Below are 19,194 nucleotides of genomic sequence, written 5' to 3' on the forward strand. Positions count from 1 at the left end.
TCCCACAGAGTTCTTCAACAATTTTAGAAACTTTACGAGTAGAAACACCCGAAACGTACATCTCAAGCATGGCAGCAAGCAGCGCTTTTTCATTTCGCTGATAACGCTCAAATACTGATGGTGAAAACCCGCCATCACGTGTTCTAGGCACTTTTAATTCAAGTGTTCCGACACGGGTCGTGAACTCTCGCTCATAGTAGCCATTTCGTTGGCTTTGACGGTTTTCTGATCGTTCGTAGTCCTCAGCTTGAATGTATGCCGTTCGTTGGCTTTCCATTAACTGGTTGAATACGGTGGTCAAAATGTTTTTAGACACCTCATCTTTTACTGAATGGTCAATTATTCTTTGAACCTCATCGCTTTTCAGTGTAAAATGTACTTGGGTCATGTAAAGTCCTCCTAGGTATGTTTTTGTGGTTAAAAACATTGTACCGTAAAAGGGCTGTTACATGGCCTTTTATCTTTTACACAATTATATGGACTTTATCATTGTTTCTGCTATCATTCAAGTAAGTGTGGCCCTTTTGTATAGCCTCATTGCAGATACTGCTATGTCTGGAAATATAAAAAAATTATCCATTGTTGGAATATTTGCTGTTTTTTATCTTTTTCTTGATTCTTTTAGTGACTTCTTACCCCGTACAACCAAAGCAAAAGCCACACAATCTATAATGGCCAAAATGAAAATTGATTTATTTGATAAGATAGACAAAATAGATACGCATAATCTGTTGGATATAAATAAATCTGAATATACTGCTATCCTTGCAAATGATTTAAATATTATTGAAAATGAATTTTGGAAACCTTTTTTAGGATTGTTCTTAAGCCTGTTTACCTTTGTATTCTCTATCATCATTTCTATGAGCTTAAACTTATTTTTAACTATTTTGATGATACTACTCTCATTATTTCCACTTCTCGCCCCCTACCTTTCTAGAAAGATACTTGGGAACAAGAGGGAAAAGGCTTTGTATAGTCAGAATAAACTTTTTGATTATTTTAATGAATTTGTAAGCAACTTTCTGACCCTTAAGATTGGGCGTGGTAATAAAGCTTATTTACATATACTAAAAAAATCAAATGAAGGTTTGAAAAGAGATAAGATTAATTTTGAAACTACTCAAGCAATGACTTATGCGGTTTCTTATGGGCTGGGAGGTATTGCATACTTAGGTACTTGGGTATTTGGAGGATTTTTCGTTTCTTTTGGTAAAATTACAGTACCCGAATTAATTGCAATGACTACACTTATGAGTACCATTGCAGGACCACTACAACATTTAACTTCTACATTTACCGAAATAACTTCCAGTAAAAAAATAGTTGATAAATTTGGCGAATTTATTTATTCTTCGAAAGATGAGGAAACGATTTACTTAGAAGATATTGATAGTGAAATTTCTGAGATTACTTTAAGTGACATTTCTATATCATACGAAAATAAACGTATAATAAGTGAATTTGACTATACTTTCATAAAAAATAAAAAATATGTAATAACTGGCTATAGTGGAAGTGGAAAATCAACATTGCTTAAAGCTATTGCTGGACTAATCAAGCCAACAAATGGTTCCATTAAAGTACAAAAAAAATATTTAAATAATATAAATCGAGACCAATATTATAAAAAAATAGCTTTCGTACAACAAACAACAGATGTCTTTAATTTTTCTGTATGTGACAATATATCTGTTTTTAATACTTACTCTTTAAATGATATTATTAAAATATTAGATAGATCAGGGTTAAAGAATACCTTTGAACATAATGAACTCGAATCGACACAAAATGATAGAATTCTCAATTTATCTGGTGGAGAGCTTCGACGATTAGAAATAGCTAGAGCAATGTTTAAAAATGCTGATGTTATTTTGTTTGACGAACCAACTTCGGGTCTAGACAAAAAAAATGAGACAATAATTAAAGAGTTAATTGAAGAGATTAATAACAAAATAGTTATAGTAGTAACTCATTCAACAAATGATTCATTTCTAACAATTTTTGATGAACACATTTCTTTTAATTAACTATGGATTATAAATATATTTAATTATATTTTGATAAATAATTGAAAGAAGCTACGAACATGAAAATTATTCTCGAATTATCCAAAGAAAAAATCATTACAATGTGTGGTAGCAATCAATTTGCTCACCATCCTCCAGTGATTTTGCCGAATCCCAACGAGATTTTAAATGTCACTGAAAAAAAAGAAGAAGTAAAGCAACAAGTTATTTAAAAAGAAGTCTCTTTGTCCAATAAGACATGAAGTGACGACCAAATCGTTCATTTCATGTCTTTTTAAGCGTAGAATTAAGTTGCCAAGGTTAGCTCTGTTATTTCAAAACGAAAACAAAGGATTAATTTCCTTTGTTTTTTTGTGCTTCCTTCCTATCTTTTTCTTTTCTTTTTTTCTTCTTTGCCCTTTTCTCAGAATTTGTAAATTTTTTCTTAGGCGGTTTAAACTTTTTTACCTTGAGTAGCTTGTCTCCCCCACCCTTGGCAAAAATTTCTATTTTTAGTACCCTCTTTGGATTTGAAAATAATTTTGAGTTAGATTTATTCCTTCTTAAATCAATAGCTGAATTTGGGATTCCGTTATTTATAGTAGTAATTGCTAGTCCGACACTGCCTGTCCTAACAGCCTTATCAAACCGTAAATTTTCAAACACTCTCCCAATTTCTGTAGTAAAATTAGTCATGAGAAAGTCCTCCTATAAAATTTTTGTATCGCAACTTTAATTTTACAGAATGGGCTTTCTTTTTTTCTACCCAAAATTTCTATTTACACAAAACATTTTACGCTATCCTACTGACAAACGCTTACATAGTTGATATAATAAGATTGTGGATTAAATATTTTGTTGAGATAATGAAAGAATCAAGTAAAATTGTTGTAGTCACCAAACCTTCACTTGATGACGTACAATATCGAAGTAATTGTTGTAATGGAAATGCACCACCATAACAGCTATATTTTTCTAGTCAAAAAATCATTGCGAGACATGTTAACATATTTGTCTCGCTCTTTTTATAAGTAATTTCTTCGTTATAAATGATAAGGAGGAAAGTAATGATGAAATCTTCAAAGTATAACTATATTGCTCCTATTAATGAAGAGCTTGATATGCTTTATAATGTTTTTACTGGATATTCGATTGTTGTTGATCATGAAAAAATGTGCGATTTAAAAGAATTAAAGAAGCTAGACAACGAAGAAATAGAAAGTCTATATTCAATGGGCATATTAATTGATGATGATGTCGATGAGATTGAGAATTTAAAAAAAATAAATTATCAATCTGTCAATTCTAATAAAGAAATGACATTAGTCATTCAAACTACTTCTGGCTGTAATTTTGCTTGTCCTTACTGCTATCAGAGCCATGAACGATTGGAGCGAATATAAAAATGCGTGATATATTAAACCAGTATAAAAAACTCCCTAGATTTTCTAAAAATGTTCGCAATAAAATACGCTTATATCTTATACTGAATTTTCTGATTTCTATAGTAAGTGTTACTCCTTCTCTTTTAACTAAATATCTATTTTCAAATATAGTTAAAGAAAATAGTTTAAAAAAAATAATGATATGGATATTTATGACCTTGATAACCATTATTATATATAATATCCTATATTTTTATTTTGTTTCGTTTGAAGGTGATAGACTAGCAACTGTAATAAGTAATGAATTACGTTTAGAACAACTAAAGAGATATTACCAAATTCCAATAATCAAAACCAGCACGATGGAACGGTCTCTAATTTTTAATAGTGTTTATGGTGAAACTACTATGATTGCTGTAACTTATGTTAATATATTGACATTGCTTATACTGACATTTCAAATAATTTTTTATTTCTTTATTATACTGACTAATTCACTATTATTTGGCTTATTATCAATATTTTTAGTTATTTTATACGGACTATCAACAGTTTTTAATACGAATAAGTTCCAGCAGTCAGTAGAGGATGAAAGAGTAGCCATGGATAAACTAACTGGACGGATACATGAAGCTGTTGACATGCACAAAGATGTTCAAATATATAATAATGCTCCTTATATATTAGAATATGTAAATAAAAAATTGAAAATTTGGGAAAAAGTTAGAATCAGATATAATTTTTGGTACACATTGATGCTTCAGATCCCACAAGTTTTAGCTGACTTATGCCCAGCTCTTATATATGGTATTGGAAGTTTGTTAATTATAAAAAATCAGGCAACACTTGCCGATATGATATTTGCCTCACAGTTTATTCCTATATTATTTTCAGTTGTAAAAATGTTTGCTAGTATGATGGTAGAGCAAAAGAATAGTGTTCCATATTTTAAGAGATTTTTTTCAATTTTTGATGCTGTACCTAAAAGTGAACCAAATATAAATTATAGAAGTGTTCCAATCAACATAAAAAACAAAAAAATTTTTAGGAAAAACAGATTGCTGTTTAAAATTAATGAACTAATTATTCAAGATTATGGAATCTATCTTATTAAAGGAACAAATGGAACAGGAAAGAGTACCTTGCTTACCCAAATGGCAGGCCTTGGGGATGAAAAAAGTGAAGTAGTTGTTAGTAAAGAACTATATGGCTACTTTGATAATTTAGGCATGATTATAGAAGGGACGACAACAGATAATATTATTTTTGGAAATGGTGCAGTAAATCAATATTTTTATGATATCGTTGAAATTCTTAATATTGATTTTCTAAACAAAAAAATTAAAAATTCTTCAAGTTTATCATTAGGGCAAAAACAAAAAATTCTATTAGCACGTTTTTTCTTTTCTTCTATAGAAAAAAAAATTTTGTTCTTAGATGAACCGTTCTCCAATTTGGACGGTTCTACAATAGAATCATTGATAAAATATTTAAAAAAATTATCAATTAGAAAAGGAATTGTGCTTATTAGTCATGATGCTTTTGCTGATCAGTTAAGCGATAGTATTTATCTAATTGATCCTAAATCTAAAGAAATTAAAAGGATCAAATAAATCCATGATGAATGCAACTAGTTCTATTGCAAAGATTAAAAACAACTTGTTCCCAGTAATCTATAAAAAGGATCCTGGGTTCTGTTGCAAAATTTCGAAATAGACAGTACTGGTCTCATATAAATTATTGACTAAGAGGTATTTGCAATAATATCTTGATTTCCGTTCAGACTGAAAAGCCGAAAAGAAGGGATTCTTTTCGGCTTTTCTTATATAATCGGTTGTTCGTAAGCGCCTGATAAACTCTCTGCTGCCTTTTCCTGGAAAAGCCCGTTCACCGTACGTTTCATACTCAGTTATCCAACGGTATAAGGAATTAACATGGATATCCAGTTGTTTAGCGACTGTTTGTGGCGGGTTGCCTTCATTTAGAACGAGTAACACGGCTTGACGTTTAAACTCTTTTGAATAAGATCTTCTCTTCATATCTACGCCTCCCATATTCGCTTATCTTTCTGTCTACTTAAGTATAACCCATCCAGAATGACACCTTATAAATTTTGTCAAAAAAGGGGTTGCCATACCATGTATCTGGGAAATCAAATGAGCCGATTCGGCCACTTTTATTTAACTGTCTATCTGGTCTCAATATTTCTCATTTCATTTTTAATAATGAATACATCAGGTATTTATTCAAAGATTGATTTAAAAAGAAATAAGAATTATGAGGGATGAAGTTTTCGGTTTTTGTACTTGCAGGTGCTTGCAATGAGACGAGTTTTACATGATTTTCAACAAAAATCTGCCACTCATTTTAATTCGAACAAAAAATAGCTTATTTAGTATTATTTCCTATTTGCAACTTAACTTTGATATAATGAAGTTAATTAGGGGATATGGAAAAGAGAAGATAAATGAATAAAACAAGAAGTTTAAAAAATAAGAGGAGTAATAAAGATTTATTACGAACAGAAATAAATAACGCCACTGACCCGAATGTTAGATTAGAATTAACAAAAATGTTAGTGGAGATTGAAAAAGAAGAAACAAGAAGTCGAATAACTGTATGGAGTTCACTTCTCATCATTCTGGTTGCCAGTATTGCATTTATTTTTTATTTAGGTAATAAACCTGTCAAAGAAAAGGCCGCATCTAATCTATCCGAGACAAATCTAAGTACAAACAAACAAAAGATAAGTGAAACAACAGAAACGAGTATTTCAGAAACAAACCTGTCAGAAGAACAATTAAAAAAATGGGTGATGTCTATTCTTGATTTACTGCCACCTCCACCAACTCGCTATCTTTTAGATGTCTCTATCAATGATACTGACAATTTAGCTTATATTTCAGTAGGTATCGACCAAATGGATGGATTAGGCTGTTTCAGAGTAAATGAAAAAGGTGAATTAGAAGCTAGCGGACGAATAACAGGCGAATTTTACGATTGGACTTTGATGTCTGATAAATATTTAGATACCACGATAGCTGCTGAATTTTTAAAGAAACAAGCAGAAGAACAAGACAAAATAAATGAAACGATTAATCTAGCAAGAAGCTATCTTATTGGAAAAAAATACGCAATCTATCCCGTATTATATGATGGGATAGATGCGGAACAAGCAATGAATGAGCATAAAGCTCCACAAAATCTAATACATGATGGCACCCAAACAGTTAATTTCATAGATGACACTTCTATACGCATTGAACTCGCTGGAACATACAGACCAGATTATTTTGAAACATATACGATGTCGCCAGTAACATTAAATATTAAGGATTATTACATTCCCTACTCCTTTAATAACGACAGCATCACATTCAGCACTTGGACAACCGATATTGATGGGCATACTATCACTTGGACTATCACGCCAGTCAATTAAATCAGATTTCTTATTAGTCAAAATCTGTCAATTTTTACTTTGTCTTGTCTTGCATCCCATTTCTTTACTATATCGTCTGCAATGGTGAAAATTTGATAACTCTAGCTACTTCATTCTCTATATTCAGACTTCTGAGATACACTTCAGTAGTTTTGATTGAGGCATGTCCTAACAATTTCTGAATGGTGTAAATATCTGTTCCATTTCTTACTAACTTTTGTGCAAAATAATGACGAAAACTATGAGGGCTGATTCTAATAGCCTTTCTAATCTGGCACTCCTTGCCAATTTTCAATACTGCCCGTTCAGCTAAAAGAGCATTGTATTGTTTCCCTGCTTTTGTTAGAAATACGTAATCATCGGGCTTCAAGTTATTGTATTCAAAGAAACTTTTAGACACCCGTTTATATTTCAGAAATTCCTTGTAAATCAATGGTGAGCAATGAACGACTCTATCTTTCTTCCCTTTTGCATTTTCGATAAAAATTTCTTTCTCACTTATATGACTATCCCTTAGATTAATGACTTCATTAATTCGCATACCTGTATCGACCAGTATCAACAAGAGCAAATAATCTCGTTGATTCGTGAATCTTGTTTGATAACCAGTATGAAACTTATCCATTTTTTTCGGCTTAAAGAATGTAAGTTTTTTAGCCAATACTAACATCTCTTTGATTTCTCTGTCATCAAAAGTTTGGATAACTACTTTTCGCTCCTTCATCCATTTGACCCTGAGACATGGATTGGCATCATACTTGATATATTCTTCATCCACGCAATACTTGAAAAAGGCTCTGATGCTTCTTAAATGAGTATTGATATAGCTTTCTGCACAGCCTTCTTCTAATTTTGAAAGCATAAAATATCTAATTTGCTTTGGTGTCACGTCTTCGAGAAAATAAACATGCTCATTCTCTAAATAGCTAAAAAACAACATTAAAAATTTTTGATGCTTCTTCACTGTTTTTTGTGAAATGCCTCTTGCTCTTTCACTAAACAGCATTTCTTCTAATAATTCTTCTAACGTATACTTTTGCAAAAGAAAAACTCCCTTATCCACTTTCTAAAAAGTCAATAAAAGAGTTTCAAATTCAATCCTCATTCTGTCAGGTATCCATGTCAGAAATACCCTCATTTAGTATGGTATCCGAATTGCTAAAAATCGGTTCAGACGACAGACTAAACGAGTGACAATCACTGTTAAATCAACGTTAACCCCTACTTTATCCCCAACGCAATCCGTGCATACCGGCTCATTCTATCCGTCGTCCACGCCGGATACCAAACGAGCTTGACCTCCACCTCTTTAATCTCAGGCAGTTCGCGAATCACGGTGTGGATTTGCTCAGTCAGTACATCTGCCAACGGACAGCCCATGGTTGTCAAAGTCATTTTAATTTCACAATAACCGTCTTCTGTAATATCGACATCATAAATCAATCCAAGATTGACAATGTCAATTCCCAGCTCCGGATCGATAACTGTTTCAAGCGATGCCAGTGCCGCCTCTTTCAAACTATCGATTTCCGCCGCTGTTAATTTTTCTTCATTCATCGAAAGAATCCCCTTTCCTGCATTTCACTATAATCATAACTGAGAACAGACGGTTTGTAAATGAGAAAGCTACAACTCCTGTTCAAAAAACTCTCCCATTTCAACACTGATACTGTAAGGCACTTTATGTTCATGATTCGTTGTAGTAAATGTGACATTTTCAGCATATGGTTCGTGTTTGATGCGCTGATAAAAATCATAGGTCGGCTGGTAGACAACCACTTTATCTTCTGTGCCGTGCCAAAAGTGGACAGCACGTCCTTTAATTGATTCCGGTGCCAGCGACAAATCATAATCTTTAAGAAATTCCAACTGCTCATGCACGTCATCCGGCAGCGTATGCACAGTTGTTGCAAAACTCTCTACCATCTGATTGGCAAACTCATACATGTTGGGGGAACCCATCAGGCAATCCGCTGCTTTGATATCGGTGCGGGTCCTCAACAAGCCGCACGTGGTGATGCCTCCCATGGAAAGACCGCTGACGCCTACTCTCTCGTCATCCGCCAGCTTTTTATCTGTGTAAGCAGTTTTCAATTTCTGGAATTCGTTGATAGAGTTGACCACAATCTTAAAAAATTCTGCTGCATGCGCCTCGACATCCTTATCATCTTGCCGCTCTCCATGGTAGAGGGCGTCGGGCAGAACGACACGTGCTCCTCTTTTTGCGATTTCAAATCCTTGTGTGAGGACTTGCTCTTTACAGCTCGTCCAGCCATGATAAAAAAAGACAAGTGGCAGTTTATCGCTCTTCAAATCAACATCACAGACTTCCAGTAAAGGAATCTCATGAATCTCTTTTCTTTCTACTACAATCATTTCAAAGCCTCCTTCACTCATATGAAAAGTTTATCACAAATTAAGGCTAAAAGAAAAGAAAGCAGGGAACTTTCTGCTTTCTTTCTTGTCTAATAATCCAAATCGAATCGTAATAAGTCATCTAATGTTTCACGTTTGACGACTAATTGGCTTTTTCCGTCTTCTACAAAGACAACAGCAGGTTTTTGTGTGCGGTTGTAGTTGCTGGCCATGGAGTACCCGTACGCACCGGTTGTTGTCATTGCTAAAATATCACCGGCTGCTGTGTCCGGCAAGGCAATATCTTCGATGAGTTTATCGCCGCTTTCGCAGTATTTGCCGACAATCGTCACGACTTCCGTGTCTGGCGCGGTCATGTCGCTGGCAAGATAGGCAGTATATTTTGCCTGATACAGTGCCGGTCGGATATTGTCTCCCATACCACCGTCAACTGCGACAAATGTCCGGACATCTGCTACTTCTTTGCGTGAGCCGACGGTGTAGAGCGATGTCCCTGCTTCGCCAACTATCGAACGGCCCGGCTCAATCCAGACTTCCGGAAGCGGATAAACAGCTGTTTTGCAGATTTCTTTCACCTTTGAAGCGATACGTGCCACATACTCCTGCGGTTTGAGCGGTGTGTCTTCTGACGTATAGCGGACCCCAAAGCCCCCGCCTAAATTGAGTACTGCGGCAGTATAATCAAATTGCTCGCGCCAATCAAGCAAAATCGCCATCATGCGTTCTGCTGCCATGTCAAAACCGGCTGTATCAAAAATTTGCGAACCAATGTGACAGTGGATACCGGCCATGTCAAATTCAGGTGCATTCATTACAAGCTGCAGGGCTTTGGCTGCTTGACCGCTTTTGACGTCGAACCCGAACTTGGAATCTTCCTGTCCGGTCAAAATATAGTCGTGGGTATGCGCATCAACTCCCGGCGTCACCCTCAGCAAGATGCGCTGGGTTTTCTGTTTTTTCTTTAATAAAGATGTCAGCAGTTCGATTTCATGGAAATTATCCACGATAATCGTGCCGATATTGTTGGACACAGCCATTTCCAATTCAAAATCTGTTTTATTGTTGCCGTGAAATTCAATCTTCGACGAGTCGATACCAGCCGCCAGAGCCGTATGCAGCTCACCGTCGGAAACGACATCAAAATGCAAACCTTCCTTGTCGAGCAGCTGATAGATGGCTTTGCAGGTAAACGCTTTGCTGGCATAAACGACATTGTGGGACATCTCCAGCTGTTCAAACGTTTTTTTAAATCCTTGCGCCATTTCTTTTATCAATGCAACATCATAAACAACCAGCGGAGAGCCGTACTGAGCCGCCAGCTCTACTGTGTCACAACCGCCGATTTCCAGATGTTTCTTTTCATTAATTCTTGCCGTCCCGAAAAGCTTTTTTTCCATACACAACTCTCCCGCTTTAAGTTATTTTATCCAATCATAGCACACTATCCGCAAAAATTAAAACAGCGGTGGCCGCTTTTTCGTTTTTTAGTGTGTTGCCGCAGGTTAAACTGAAGAAACTGGAAAGACATCGTACTCTCCCAACAGCTTCACCTTGCCGCCAAGTAAAGTTATTTCTTCAATAGCCAGCTGGACCAGCGCCAATTCTTGTGCATTGACGATATCAATCAGGAAAAAATATTCTCCCAATCTGGTTTTCAATGGACGGGACTCGATTTTTGACAAATCCAGACCTCTCCAGCTCAAAGCAGATAGAATTTTGTGCAGTCCGCCGGGGACGTTGCGTGTCATTTCGACTGCTATTGAAACTTTTTTCCCCTGACTAGTCAAGTTTTTTGTGTATGCGTTGAAAGGTGCGAGACTGGCGACCCAAAACCGTGTTTCGTTTTGGGAAATATCCTGAATATTCTCTTTAACGATTGTCAAACCATACTCATCAGCCGCTCGTTTCGGTGCGATGGCAGCAATGGCCTGTCCGCGGTTTTCTTTCACGTACTTGGCAGCGTAAGCAGTGGAAAAGGTTGCTTCCGTCAGCTTGTCAGGAAAGGTATCGCTGATAAATTCCTGACATTGCGCCAGCGCTTGGGGATGTGACAAGATTCTGTCAACTTGCCGCCAGCCGGCTGCATTGTCGGGATGCACCATCAGCTGTTGGGAAATTTGCATGATCGCTTCTCCCTGAATGTGTCCGTTAAACTGGTGATACATAAAATCCAGTGTCGGATTGACCGTACCTTCAATTGTATTTTCGATTGGCACGACCGAAACATCCACCTCACCATTCATCACTGCTTTCAAGCAAGACGGTATCGTTGAATGCGGCAGCAATTCATCATCTGGAAAAAGCTGCTGTGTGGCCATTTGCGTGAATGAACCGCTTGGACCTAAATAACCGATTTTCATTTAATCACCTTCTTCATGCAATTGCCGGGTCAGCTCCAAAACGACTTCTTCCGGCGTCAAATCATCTGTGTTGATGGCAACTGTCGCTGACTCCAGATAATAGTCCAGACGGGATTCATACAGCTCCCTGACAGCTTCATCCGATTTTTCTGATGCAAGCGGCCGCTTGACAGCAATGTCCGACTTAATCCGCTGCAAAAAAACAGCCGGGTCAGCTTTCAAAAACACGACATACGGATGACTTTTCAGCAGCGTCCGGTTTGCCTGGCTCGTCACGATACCGCCGCCTGTTGCAATCACAGCTTCCTGCTGCATGAGGTCTGCCAGCACTTCCTGTTCCTTTTTCCGGAATGCGGCTTCGCCGTACTTTTCAAAAAAAGTGTCAATCGTCATGCCGATGTCATTTTCGATGACTGCATCCATATCAATAAAAGGAAGATTGTATGTATTTGCCAGCAATTTACCGACAGTTGTTTTCCCTGCTCCCATAAATCCGATTAATATAAGTGATTTCATAGTGCTCTCCTAAAACAATGTTGCCAAATCTTGAAAGAAATCGGGATAAGACACAGAAACCGCTTCGGCTTTTGACAATGCTACCGGACCGTCAGAAACAAGCAGTGCCGCAATTTGCAGCATCATCCCGATACGGTGGTCACCGTGACTGCTGACACGGCCGCTGTGAAGAGCGGTTGCACCCTCAATAATCATACCGTCATCGGTAGCCGTGATACGGGCACCGAGTGCGTTCAATTCTTCCGTGACTGCGGCAATCCGGTCGGTCTCCTTGACTTTCAGCTCCTCGGCATCGCGGATAACTGTCCGCCCTTTGGCTTGTGTGGCGAGCAGTGCAATGACCGGGATTTCATCGATCAAGCGCGGGATGATGTCGCCGCCGATTTCGATGCCGTTCAGCTGGCTGGTCCGGATAGTCAGCGTACCCGACTGATTCTTGTCGTCCTGATCGCTTATTTCGATGTCACCGCCCATTTGTCGCACCACATCAATGATGCCTGAGCGCGAATGACTCAGCCCGACGTTCGTCACCGTCACAACACTATCTGGGATAAGCAGTGCCGCAGCAATGAAAAAGGCGGCTGATGAAATGTCTCCCGGTACAATGACAGTCTGGCCGGTCAATTGCTGTGGACCTGACAGTCTGATTTCTTTGCCGTCAACTGCAATCCTGCCGCCAAACTGGCGGATCATTTCTTCGGTATGGTCACGTGTCGGTGCTTTTTCGATAATGACCGATTCGCCCGTGCTTTGCAGTGCGGCGAACAAAAGCGCCGACTTTACTTGTGCGCTCGCGACGGGCAGCTGATAGCTGATTGGTGATAACGCTGAATTGCCAGTAAGCGTGATCGGCGGAAACTCGCTGCCGTCTTTTCCTGAACAGGCCGCTCCCATCTCGTTTAAAGGAAGCATGACGCGGTTCATTGGCCGTTTCTGGATAGATTCGTCGCCGGTCAATGTATACGTATGCGGCGAACCGGCTAAGACACCCATCAGCAGACGGATAGTCGTGCCGGAGTTGCCGACATCAAGTGCCGTTTCGGGCGGTGTCAGCCCTGCAAAACCGACGCCTGTCACGGTAATCGTTTCGCCGTCATCCTCTATCGGAACACCCAGCTGTTTGAAAATTTCCATTGTGCCAAGGCAATCATCCGCCCGCAAAAAGTTGTGGATGGTCGTTGTTCCTTGAGAAACCGCACCAAACATAATACTCCTGTGCGAAATGGATTTATCTCCGGGAACTGACAGGCTGCCGTTCAAACCACTGCAGTTAGTTGTTAATTTCATACGATTTATCTCCTATTTTTCAAAAGAAGTGAACGACGATTGGCTGTCGATGGCTTGTTTGGCCCGTTCCACGTCTTTTTTATTTTTAAAGGTCAATTGTAAGATACCAAAAATATCTTCCCTTGTCTCAAGAATTTTTAAGTTAATGAGGGAAATATTTTCGACTGCCAAAATACCGGTCACTTCAGCTATCGAGCCCGGATAGTCCGGTACATTGACATACAAATCATGGAATGCCGGTATGGCGCCTTCTTTATGTACCGGCAAGCCGTCCCGGGTTTCTTTGGCTGCTGAAAAGAAGTCGAAAATCGCCTCTCTGTCGCCCTGCTCTAACCATGCATGAATGTGCGTCATGCGCTGCTGCCAGTCGGACAGATGAGCCAGAAGCGGCTTTCGATTGCTCATCAAAATGTCCGTCCACATCGTCGGGTCGGAAGAAGCAATCCGCGTGATGTCGCGGAAACCGCCGGCAGCCAGCCGCCTTGCCAAAGGAAACCGGGTGATAAAATCATCCGACTGGTTCACTAACGCAGAAGCGATGATATGCGGCAAATGGCTGAGCATACCGGTCATCTGGTCATGCGCTTGGGCAGTCACTGTTAAAAATTTGGACCGTGTGCCCCGCAGCAAGTGCTGCAGCAGGCGGCACGCAGGTTGCTGGGCATCCGATACTGGTGTCAGCAAATAATAAGCATTTTCAAATAAATCCACATCCGCCGCCATAATCCCTGATTTGTGAGAACCCGCCATCGGATGCCCGCCGATAAACGTAATGTCTTTTTCCCGCAAAATCTCGGCGGCGTTCATAATAGCTGTTTTCGTACTGCCGACATCTGTCACGATGACATCTTTCTTCAGCCGGCAGTCTGCCAGTTCGCTGATATACGTCAGCGTCACAGAGACTGGTGTGCTGAGAATAATCACATCCGCACGCGCGGCGGCGGATGCAAAATCCCCGCCGGCTTCGTCGATAATCTGTTCTTCCAAGGCTGTTGCAACAGTTTCTGCCCTGTGGCTGATACCTGTCAGCCGGATATCCGGAAACTCCTGCCTGATACACTTGGCAAGAGAGCCTCCGATGAGTCCCAAGCCGACAATCAATACATTATTTAGTTTATCCATCGTGCTATCCTCCTGTGTTTATTGATTAAAAGCGAAGAGTATAGTCACGATAATCTGCCACATTGTTTTTCATCCGCGCGAAAGAATCGCTCTCGAATTTATCCAGCATTGCTTTGGCGACTTCAATCGCCACCATCGCCTCTGCAACAACACACGCTGCCGGGACTGCCGAGCTGTCCGAACGCTCGACACTGGCTTTGTACGGTTTTTTCGTATCAATATCGACTGACTGCAGCGGTTTGTACAAGGTCGGAATCGGCTTCATGACACCGCGCACCACTATCGGCATGCCGTTCGTCATCCCGCCTTCAAATCCGCCCAGATGATTCGATTTGCGCGAGTATCCCGTGGCTTCATCCCAGACGATTTCATCCATTACCTCGCTGCCGGGCAGTCTGGCTGCTTCAAAGCCCACACCAAACTCCACACCCTTGAATGCGTTGATGCTCATGATAGCCTGGGCAATTTTGCCGTCAAGTTTGGCATCCCATTGCGTGTGGCTGCCTAAGCCCACAGGCACGCCTTCCACAACGACTTCCACGACACCGCCGATGGTATTGCCGGCTTTTTTCGTTTCGTCGATTTTTTGTTTCATCAGCGGTTCGACAGCCGGGTCGACACAGCGGACCGCTGACGCTTCTGCCCGCTCGCGGATTTCGGCAACTGTCATCTTATCAGGGACAGTCCCCTTGACACCGCCGATTTCAAGAACGTGACCGGCAAGCTCCACACCTAGTTCTTTCAGCAGACGTTTGCACACGGCACCGATGGCCACGCGCATCGTCGTCTCTCTGGCGGACGAGCGTTCCAAAACATTGCGCAGGTCATCATGCTGGTACTTGATGCCTCCAACCAAATCCGCATGACCCGGACGCGGTTTTGACAAACGGCGTTTCAGTTTCGCCCGTTCGTCCACCGGTTCAATGCCCATGACTGTCTGCCAGTTTTTGAAATCATCATTTTTCACGACCATTGTAAGCGGTGAACCCAAAGTCTCCCCGTGACGCAAGCCGGAGGTAAATGTCACGGTGTCTGTTTCAATCAGCATCCTGCCACCGCGTCCGTAGCCGCCTTGTCTGCGTTTCAATTCATGGTTGACATCTTCTTCCGACAGCGGCACGCCCGCCGGCAAGCCGTCGATGATTGCTGTCAATTCTGGTCCGTGTGATTCTCCTGCTGTAAAATATCTCATTCTGCTGCACCCCTAATCCCTTATTAAGTAATCTGTCATTTGTTCAATCGGCAGTGTTTCGATTTTCGCTTGCCCGATGTCCTCCAGCAAAACGATGCGGATGTCGCTGCCTGCTGCCTTTTTATCGTGTCTGATAGCTTCATACAGTGCTCTTTCCGGCCAGTCGTTATGGGTGACCGGCAGCTGGAACTTAGTCAGCATGTCTGAAAGCGACGCTGTGATACCCGCAGGCATCTGCCCTTTCTTTTCTGCTGCACGGCTGATTTGCACCATCCCGATGGCGACTGCTTCGCCGTGCGTGACGACACCGTAACCCAGTGTATTCTCAATGGCATGACCGATAGTGTGTCCGAAATTCAGAATCAGACGCAGGCCGGTATCCAGCTCATCCTGTTCCACCACGTGCCGTTTGACTTCACAGCAGGCTGCGATAACTTCCTCTGCATGAGCCAGTAAGTCCTGCTCGCTTTCCAGCTCCGCCAAGCGCTGCCATAAATCCGCATCGGCAATGGCAGCCGATTTGACGATTTCCGCAATGCCTTCGCGTATCCGGCGCGGCGGCAGTGTATTCAGTGTATCCGGATCAATGAGCACACCGTCGGGCTGGGCGAATGTCCCGACCAGATTTTTAGCTTTCCGTGTGTTCACCGCTGTTTTACCGCCAATACTGCTGTCGACTTGAGCCAAAAGTGTTGTCGGGACTTGCAGAAAATGAATCCCGCGCATAAATGTGGAGGCGACAAACGCCGCCAAGTCGCCGACGACACCGCCGCCAAGCGCAATCACACCGTCTTTGCGCGTCATGCCTTTTTGAGCCAGCGCATCATACAATCTTTCAGCCATCGCCAGACTTTTACTGGTTTCGCCCGCCGGCACTGATACGATATCCGCATCAAACCCGGCGCGCCGCAAGCTGTCAATCACCTGTTCCCCGTATAAACTGTCAACCGTATCATCTGTGATGACCATGATGCACTGAGGTTCCCACAACCTTGACACCCAGTCGCCGATTTGTGCCAGCCAGCCTTTTTTGATTGTCAGCGTATATGCATGATGCGGCAGTGTAACCCTGATTTCCATACCTTAACCCACCTTCTCCGTTAAATTTCCGCTTGAATTTTTTTAACATCCTTCATTGCTTTAGTCAGCACATCAATTTGTGCCATCATGTTTTTGTAGCGTTTCTCGTTAAGCGACTGCTGTCCGTCCGACCAAGCTTTCGACGGTTCCGGATGAATTTCCACAATCATACCGGACGCACCGGCAGCCACGCCAGCCAATGCCATTGGGGACACCAGATCCCAAATACCCACACCGTGACTCGGGTCCACAATAATTGGGAAATGACTCAGTTTTTGAATCAGCGGCACAGCACTCAAATCAAAAGTATTGCGCGTCGCAGTTTCGTATGTGCGAATCCCCCGTTCGACAAAAATGACTCGCTGGTTGCCCTCTGAAACAACGTATTCAGCCGCATTCAGCCACTCATCGATGGTGCCGGAAATACCGCGCTTCAATGCCACCGGGACGTTCGTTTTTCCAACTGCTTGAAGCAGCTTGAAGTTTTGCATGTTGCGGGCGCCGATTTGCAAAATATCAGTGTATTTTGCCACCAGCGGCAAATTAGCTTCATCCATGACCTCTGTAATCACTTTTAAGCCGTATGCGTCAGCCGCCTCACGAATGTATATCAGTCCTTCTTCTCCCAAACCTTGGAAGGCGTAAGGCGAGGTCCGGGGTTTGAACGCACCGCCGCGTAAAATTTTGGCGCCGCCTTCTTTGGCGATTCTCGCACACTCCATGATTTGTTCCCGTCCTTCAATTGAGCACGGACCGGCCATGGTAACAAATTCCTCGTTGCCGCCGATTTTGACACCGTCGACATCTACCACAGTATCGGACGGATGGAACTCACGGCTGCTGAGTTTGTAAGTACTGGTGATGCGGACCGTATTTTCAACGCCGTCATAGCTTTTGAACGGCACATCCAGCATTTTTTTCGTGTCGCCGACCAGTCCGATAATCGTCTGTTCCTTACCTTCGCTCAAATGAACATCCATGCCCTCTTTTTTGACACGGTCTATCACTTTTTCGACTTGTTCCTTTGTCGCGCCATGTTTCATAATAACAATCATTTTATTGACTCTCCTTTTAGTTTTGTAATTGCTTTAATATCACTTGTTTCACACTATCCACCGGCATCTTTCTGCCTGTCCATAATTCAAAAGCTACTGCCGCCTGATGAATCAGCATGCCGATGCCGTTGACTGTCCGGCAGCCTCTTGCTGATGCCAGCTGCAACAGCTGGGTCTCTTGCGGATGATAAATCAGATCGGCCACCGCCAAGTCCGGGTGAAGTACTTCTGCATCGGCCAGGGGACAAGCCCCTGTTTCAGGGTACATGCCGACTTGCGTGGCGTTAACCAGCAAGTGGCTCTCTGCAATCGCCGCTGACATCTCATCCGTGCGGTAAAAATCATGCAGTCTGACAGGTACGCCAGTGTATTCCGACAGTGTGTCGAAGCCTTTCTGTATCTCAAAAAACTTGTCATCCATCCGTTTAAAAACATCGACCGCTTCTACCCCGGTTAAAGCCAGCTGCGAGATGATCGCCTTGGCCGCACCTCCTGCTCCCAGCACCGTCACGCGTTTCCCGGTTACGTTGATGCGGGCTTCTTTCAAACTGTTGACAAATCCTTCGCCGTCGGTATTGTAACCTGTCAGACGGCCGTTTTGATTGACGATTGTGTTAACTGCACCGATCAGTCGAGCTGCTTCTGACAACTCGTCCGCAAGCCGATATGCCGGCTCTTTATACGGCATTGATAAATTGACACCCAGCATGTTTAAATCCCGAATGCTGTCAAAAACATGTTCAAATCTTGCCGGCTCGACATCAAAGGCCAAGTACACTGCATCGATTCCCAGCTCCTGAAAAGCTGTATTGTGAATCAGCGGTGATAAGCTGTGCTTGATAGGTGTGGCAATGACTGCCGCCAGCCTTGTATAACCAGATATATCCTGTTTCATCTAACCCCTCCCGCAGATAAGAAAAAAGACGACAACCTAGATGTATATACTCATCTACAGTCGTCGTCTGTTCATCGAAAATTACGTCTAAACATATTAAAAGCCACTGTAGAGGTATGTAGTCATCTACGTGGCTGTTTGAATTCATTACTAAATGCTCTAGCCATCATAGATACAAAACTGGTATCGTTTGTATCCATAATGTCATGGCTACAAACTTATCTAAAATAGCTAAAGTAATATGTATTTAACTGTTGATTGATAGAAGTCTGACAAACCATGAAAATCACTCCAACATTCTGAATTTCTTATCTCGAATTGACACAAGTATATCGTTTATCAAACAGAAAGTCAATACACTTTTCCGAGTTTTATGAAAATTAAATGAGAACCATCATCATCTTTTACACACTCCGTCCATTTTTTAAGTTTAATTGCAGATTATTTACCGAAACGGTGTGCCCTTCAGCTGTTT

The 19,194-nt window shown here is 41.4% G+C and carries 20 protein-coding genes; 5 read left to right on the plus strand and 15 right to left on the minus strand.

Annotation, left to right across the window (positions count from 1 at the left end; all coding sequences use genetic code 11):
• The coding region (locus tag CBF27_RS12875; RefSeq protein WP_211334670.1) for a transposase at window positions 1-388 on the minus strand (388 nt) is incomplete at its 3' end.
• An 88-nt stretch (window positions 389-476) separates the two neighbouring features.
• On the opposite strand from CBF27_RS12875, the gene CBF27_RS12880 reads away from it, so the two are divergent.
• Both CBF27_RS12880 and CBF27_RS14215 read left to right on the plus strand, forming a co-directional pair.
• Window positions 477-2,030, plus strand: coding sequence for an ATP-binding cassette domain-containing protein (locus tag CBF27_RS12880; protein WP_170175117.1), 1,554 nt, complete (start codon window positions 477-479; stop codon window positions 2,028-2,030).
• 41 nt (window positions 2,031-2,071) lie between these two features.
• Entirely contained in the window at window positions 2,072-2,242 is a 171-nt protein-coding gene (locus tag CBF27_RS14215) for a hypothetical protein (protein WP_211334671.1), read from the plus strand.
• A 121-nt stretch (window positions 2,243-2,363) separates the two neighbouring features.
• On the opposite strand, the gene CBF27_RS12885 is transcribed toward CBF27_RS14215, so the two are convergent.
• Complete coding sequence (locus CBF27_RS12885) at window positions 2,364-2,705, minus strand: hypothetical protein (RefSeq protein ID WP_126814956.1); 342 nt, start codon at window positions 2,703-2,705, stop codon at window positions 2,364-2,366.
• Window positions 2,706-3,076: 371 nt separating this feature from the next.
• Between CBF27_RS12885 and CBF27_RS12890 the strand changes: the two genes are divergently transcribed.
• Window positions 3,077-3,412 carry a hypothetical protein gene (locus CBF27_RS12890; RefSeq protein WP_126814958.1) on the plus strand — a complete coding sequence of 112 codons (336 nt, stop codon included), beginning with the start codon at window positions 3,077-3,079 and terminating at the stop codon, window positions 3,410-3,412.
• 2 nt (window positions 3,413-3,414) lie between these two features.
• Window positions 3,415-5,007 carry an ABC transporter transmembrane domain-containing protein gene (locus tag CBF27_RS12895; protein WP_126814960.1) on the plus strand — a complete coding sequence of 531 codons (1,593 nt, stop codon included), beginning with the start codon at window positions 3,415-3,417 and terminating at the stop codon, window positions 5,005-5,007.
• 60 nt (window positions 5,008-5,067) lie between these two features.
• Here the strand turns inward: CBF27_RS12895 and CBF27_RS12900 are convergent, their stop codons facing one another.
• Window positions 5,068-5,433, minus strand: coding sequence for a transposase (locus CBF27_RS12900; protein WP_170175119.1), 366 nt, complete (start codon window positions 5,431-5,433; stop codon window positions 5,068-5,070).
• A 428-nt stretch (window positions 5,434-5,861) separates the two neighbouring features.
• Here CBF27_RS12900 and CBF27_RS12905 point away from each other — a divergent pair, with 428 nt between their 5' ends.
• Window positions 5,862-6,836, plus strand: a complete 975-nt coding sequence (locus CBF27_RS12905; RefSeq protein WP_126814964.1) for a hypothetical protein — start codon at window positions 5,862-5,864, stop codon at window positions 6,834-6,836.
• A gap of 67 nt (window positions 6,837-6,903) precedes the next feature.
• Here the strand turns inward: CBF27_RS12905 and CBF27_RS12910 are convergent, their stop codons facing one another.
• The 12 genes from CBF27_RS12910 to CBF27_RS12965 form a co-directional block, all read right to left on the minus strand.
• Window positions 6,904-7,842, minus strand: a complete 939-nt coding sequence (locus CBF27_RS12910; RefSeq protein WP_425469929.1) for a tyrosine-type recombinase/integrase — start codon at window positions 7,840-7,842, stop codon at window positions 6,904-6,906.
• A 215-nt stretch (window positions 7,843-8,057) separates the two neighbouring features.
• A complete protein-coding gene (locus CBF27_RS12915; RefSeq protein WP_126814968.1) occupies window positions 8,058-8,393 on the minus strand; it encodes a metal-sulfur cluster assembly factor in 336 nt (111 codons plus the stop codon).
• Window positions 8,394-8,462: 69 nt separating this feature from the next.
• Window positions 8,463-9,212 (minus strand): prolyl oligopeptidase family serine peptidase, encoded by a 750-nt coding sequence (locus tag CBF27_RS12920; protein ID WP_126814969.1) that lies wholly within the window; start codon window positions 9,210-9,212, stop codon window positions 8,463-8,465.
• 89 nt (window positions 9,213-9,301) lie between these two features.
• Window positions 9,302-10,609: a diaminopimelate decarboxylase gene (lysA, locus tag CBF27_RS12925; protein WP_126814971.1), complete on the minus strand. Its 1,308-nt coding sequence runs from the start codon at window positions 10,607-10,609 to the stop codon at window positions 9,302-9,304.
• A gap of 105 nt (window positions 10,610-10,714) precedes the next feature.
• Window positions 10,715-11,572: a prephenate dehydratase gene (pheA, locus tag CBF27_RS12930; protein WP_126814973.1), complete on the minus strand. Its 858-nt coding sequence runs from the start codon at window positions 11,570-11,572 to the stop codon at window positions 10,715-10,717.
• Entirely contained in the window at window positions 11,573-12,088 is a 516-nt protein-coding gene (locus tag CBF27_RS12935; RefSeq protein WP_126814975.1) for a shikimate kinase, read from the minus strand. It abuts the gene before it with no gap.
• A gap of 9 nt (window positions 12,089-12,097) precedes the next feature.
• Window positions 12,098-13,375: a 3-phosphoshikimate 1-carboxyvinyltransferase gene (gene aroA / locus CBF27_RS12940; RefSeq protein WP_126814977.1), complete on the minus strand. Its 1,278-nt coding sequence runs from the start codon at window positions 13,373-13,375 to the stop codon at window positions 12,098-12,100.
• Window positions 13,376-13,387: 12 nt separating this feature from the next.
• The gene (locus CBF27_RS12945) at window positions 13,388-14,497 is read right to left on the minus strand and encodes a prephenate dehydrogenase (protein WP_126814979.1); all 1,110 of its coding nucleotides are present in this window, start codon (window positions 14,495-14,497) and stop codon (window positions 13,388-13,390) included.
• 25 nt (window positions 14,498-14,522) lie between these two features.
• The gene (gene aroC, locus CBF27_RS12950; RefSeq protein WP_126814981.1) at window positions 14,523-15,689 is read right to left on the minus strand and encodes a chorismate synthase; all 1,167 of its coding nucleotides are present in this window, start codon (window positions 15,687-15,689) and stop codon (window positions 14,523-14,525) included.
• Window positions 15,690-15,701: 12 nt separating this feature from the next.
• Complete coding sequence (gene aroB, locus CBF27_RS12955; RefSeq protein ID WP_126814983.1) at window positions 15,702-16,769, minus strand: 3-dehydroquinate synthase; 1,068 nt, start codon at window positions 16,767-16,769, stop codon at window positions 15,702-15,704.
• A gap of 20 nt (window positions 16,770-16,789) precedes the next feature.
• The gene (aroF, locus tag CBF27_RS12960; protein ID WP_126814985.1) at window positions 16,790-17,824 is read right to left on the minus strand and encodes a 3-deoxy-7-phosphoheptulonate synthase; all 1,035 of its coding nucleotides are present in this window, start codon (window positions 17,822-17,824) and stop codon (window positions 16,790-16,792) included.
• Window positions 17,825-17,840: 16 nt separating this feature from the next.
• Window positions 17,841-18,719 (minus strand): shikimate dehydrogenase, encoded by an 879-nt coding sequence (locus CBF27_RS12965; RefSeq protein WP_126814989.1) that lies wholly within the window; start codon window positions 18,717-18,719, stop codon window positions 17,841-17,843.
• Window positions 18,720-19,194 lie beyond the last annotated feature (475 nt).

This window comes from Vagococcus acidifermentans (genome assembly GCF_003987655.1).
Taxonomy (GTDB): Bacteria; Bacillota; Bacilli; order Lactobacillales; family Vagococcaceae; genus Vagococcus_B; species Vagococcus_B acidifermentans.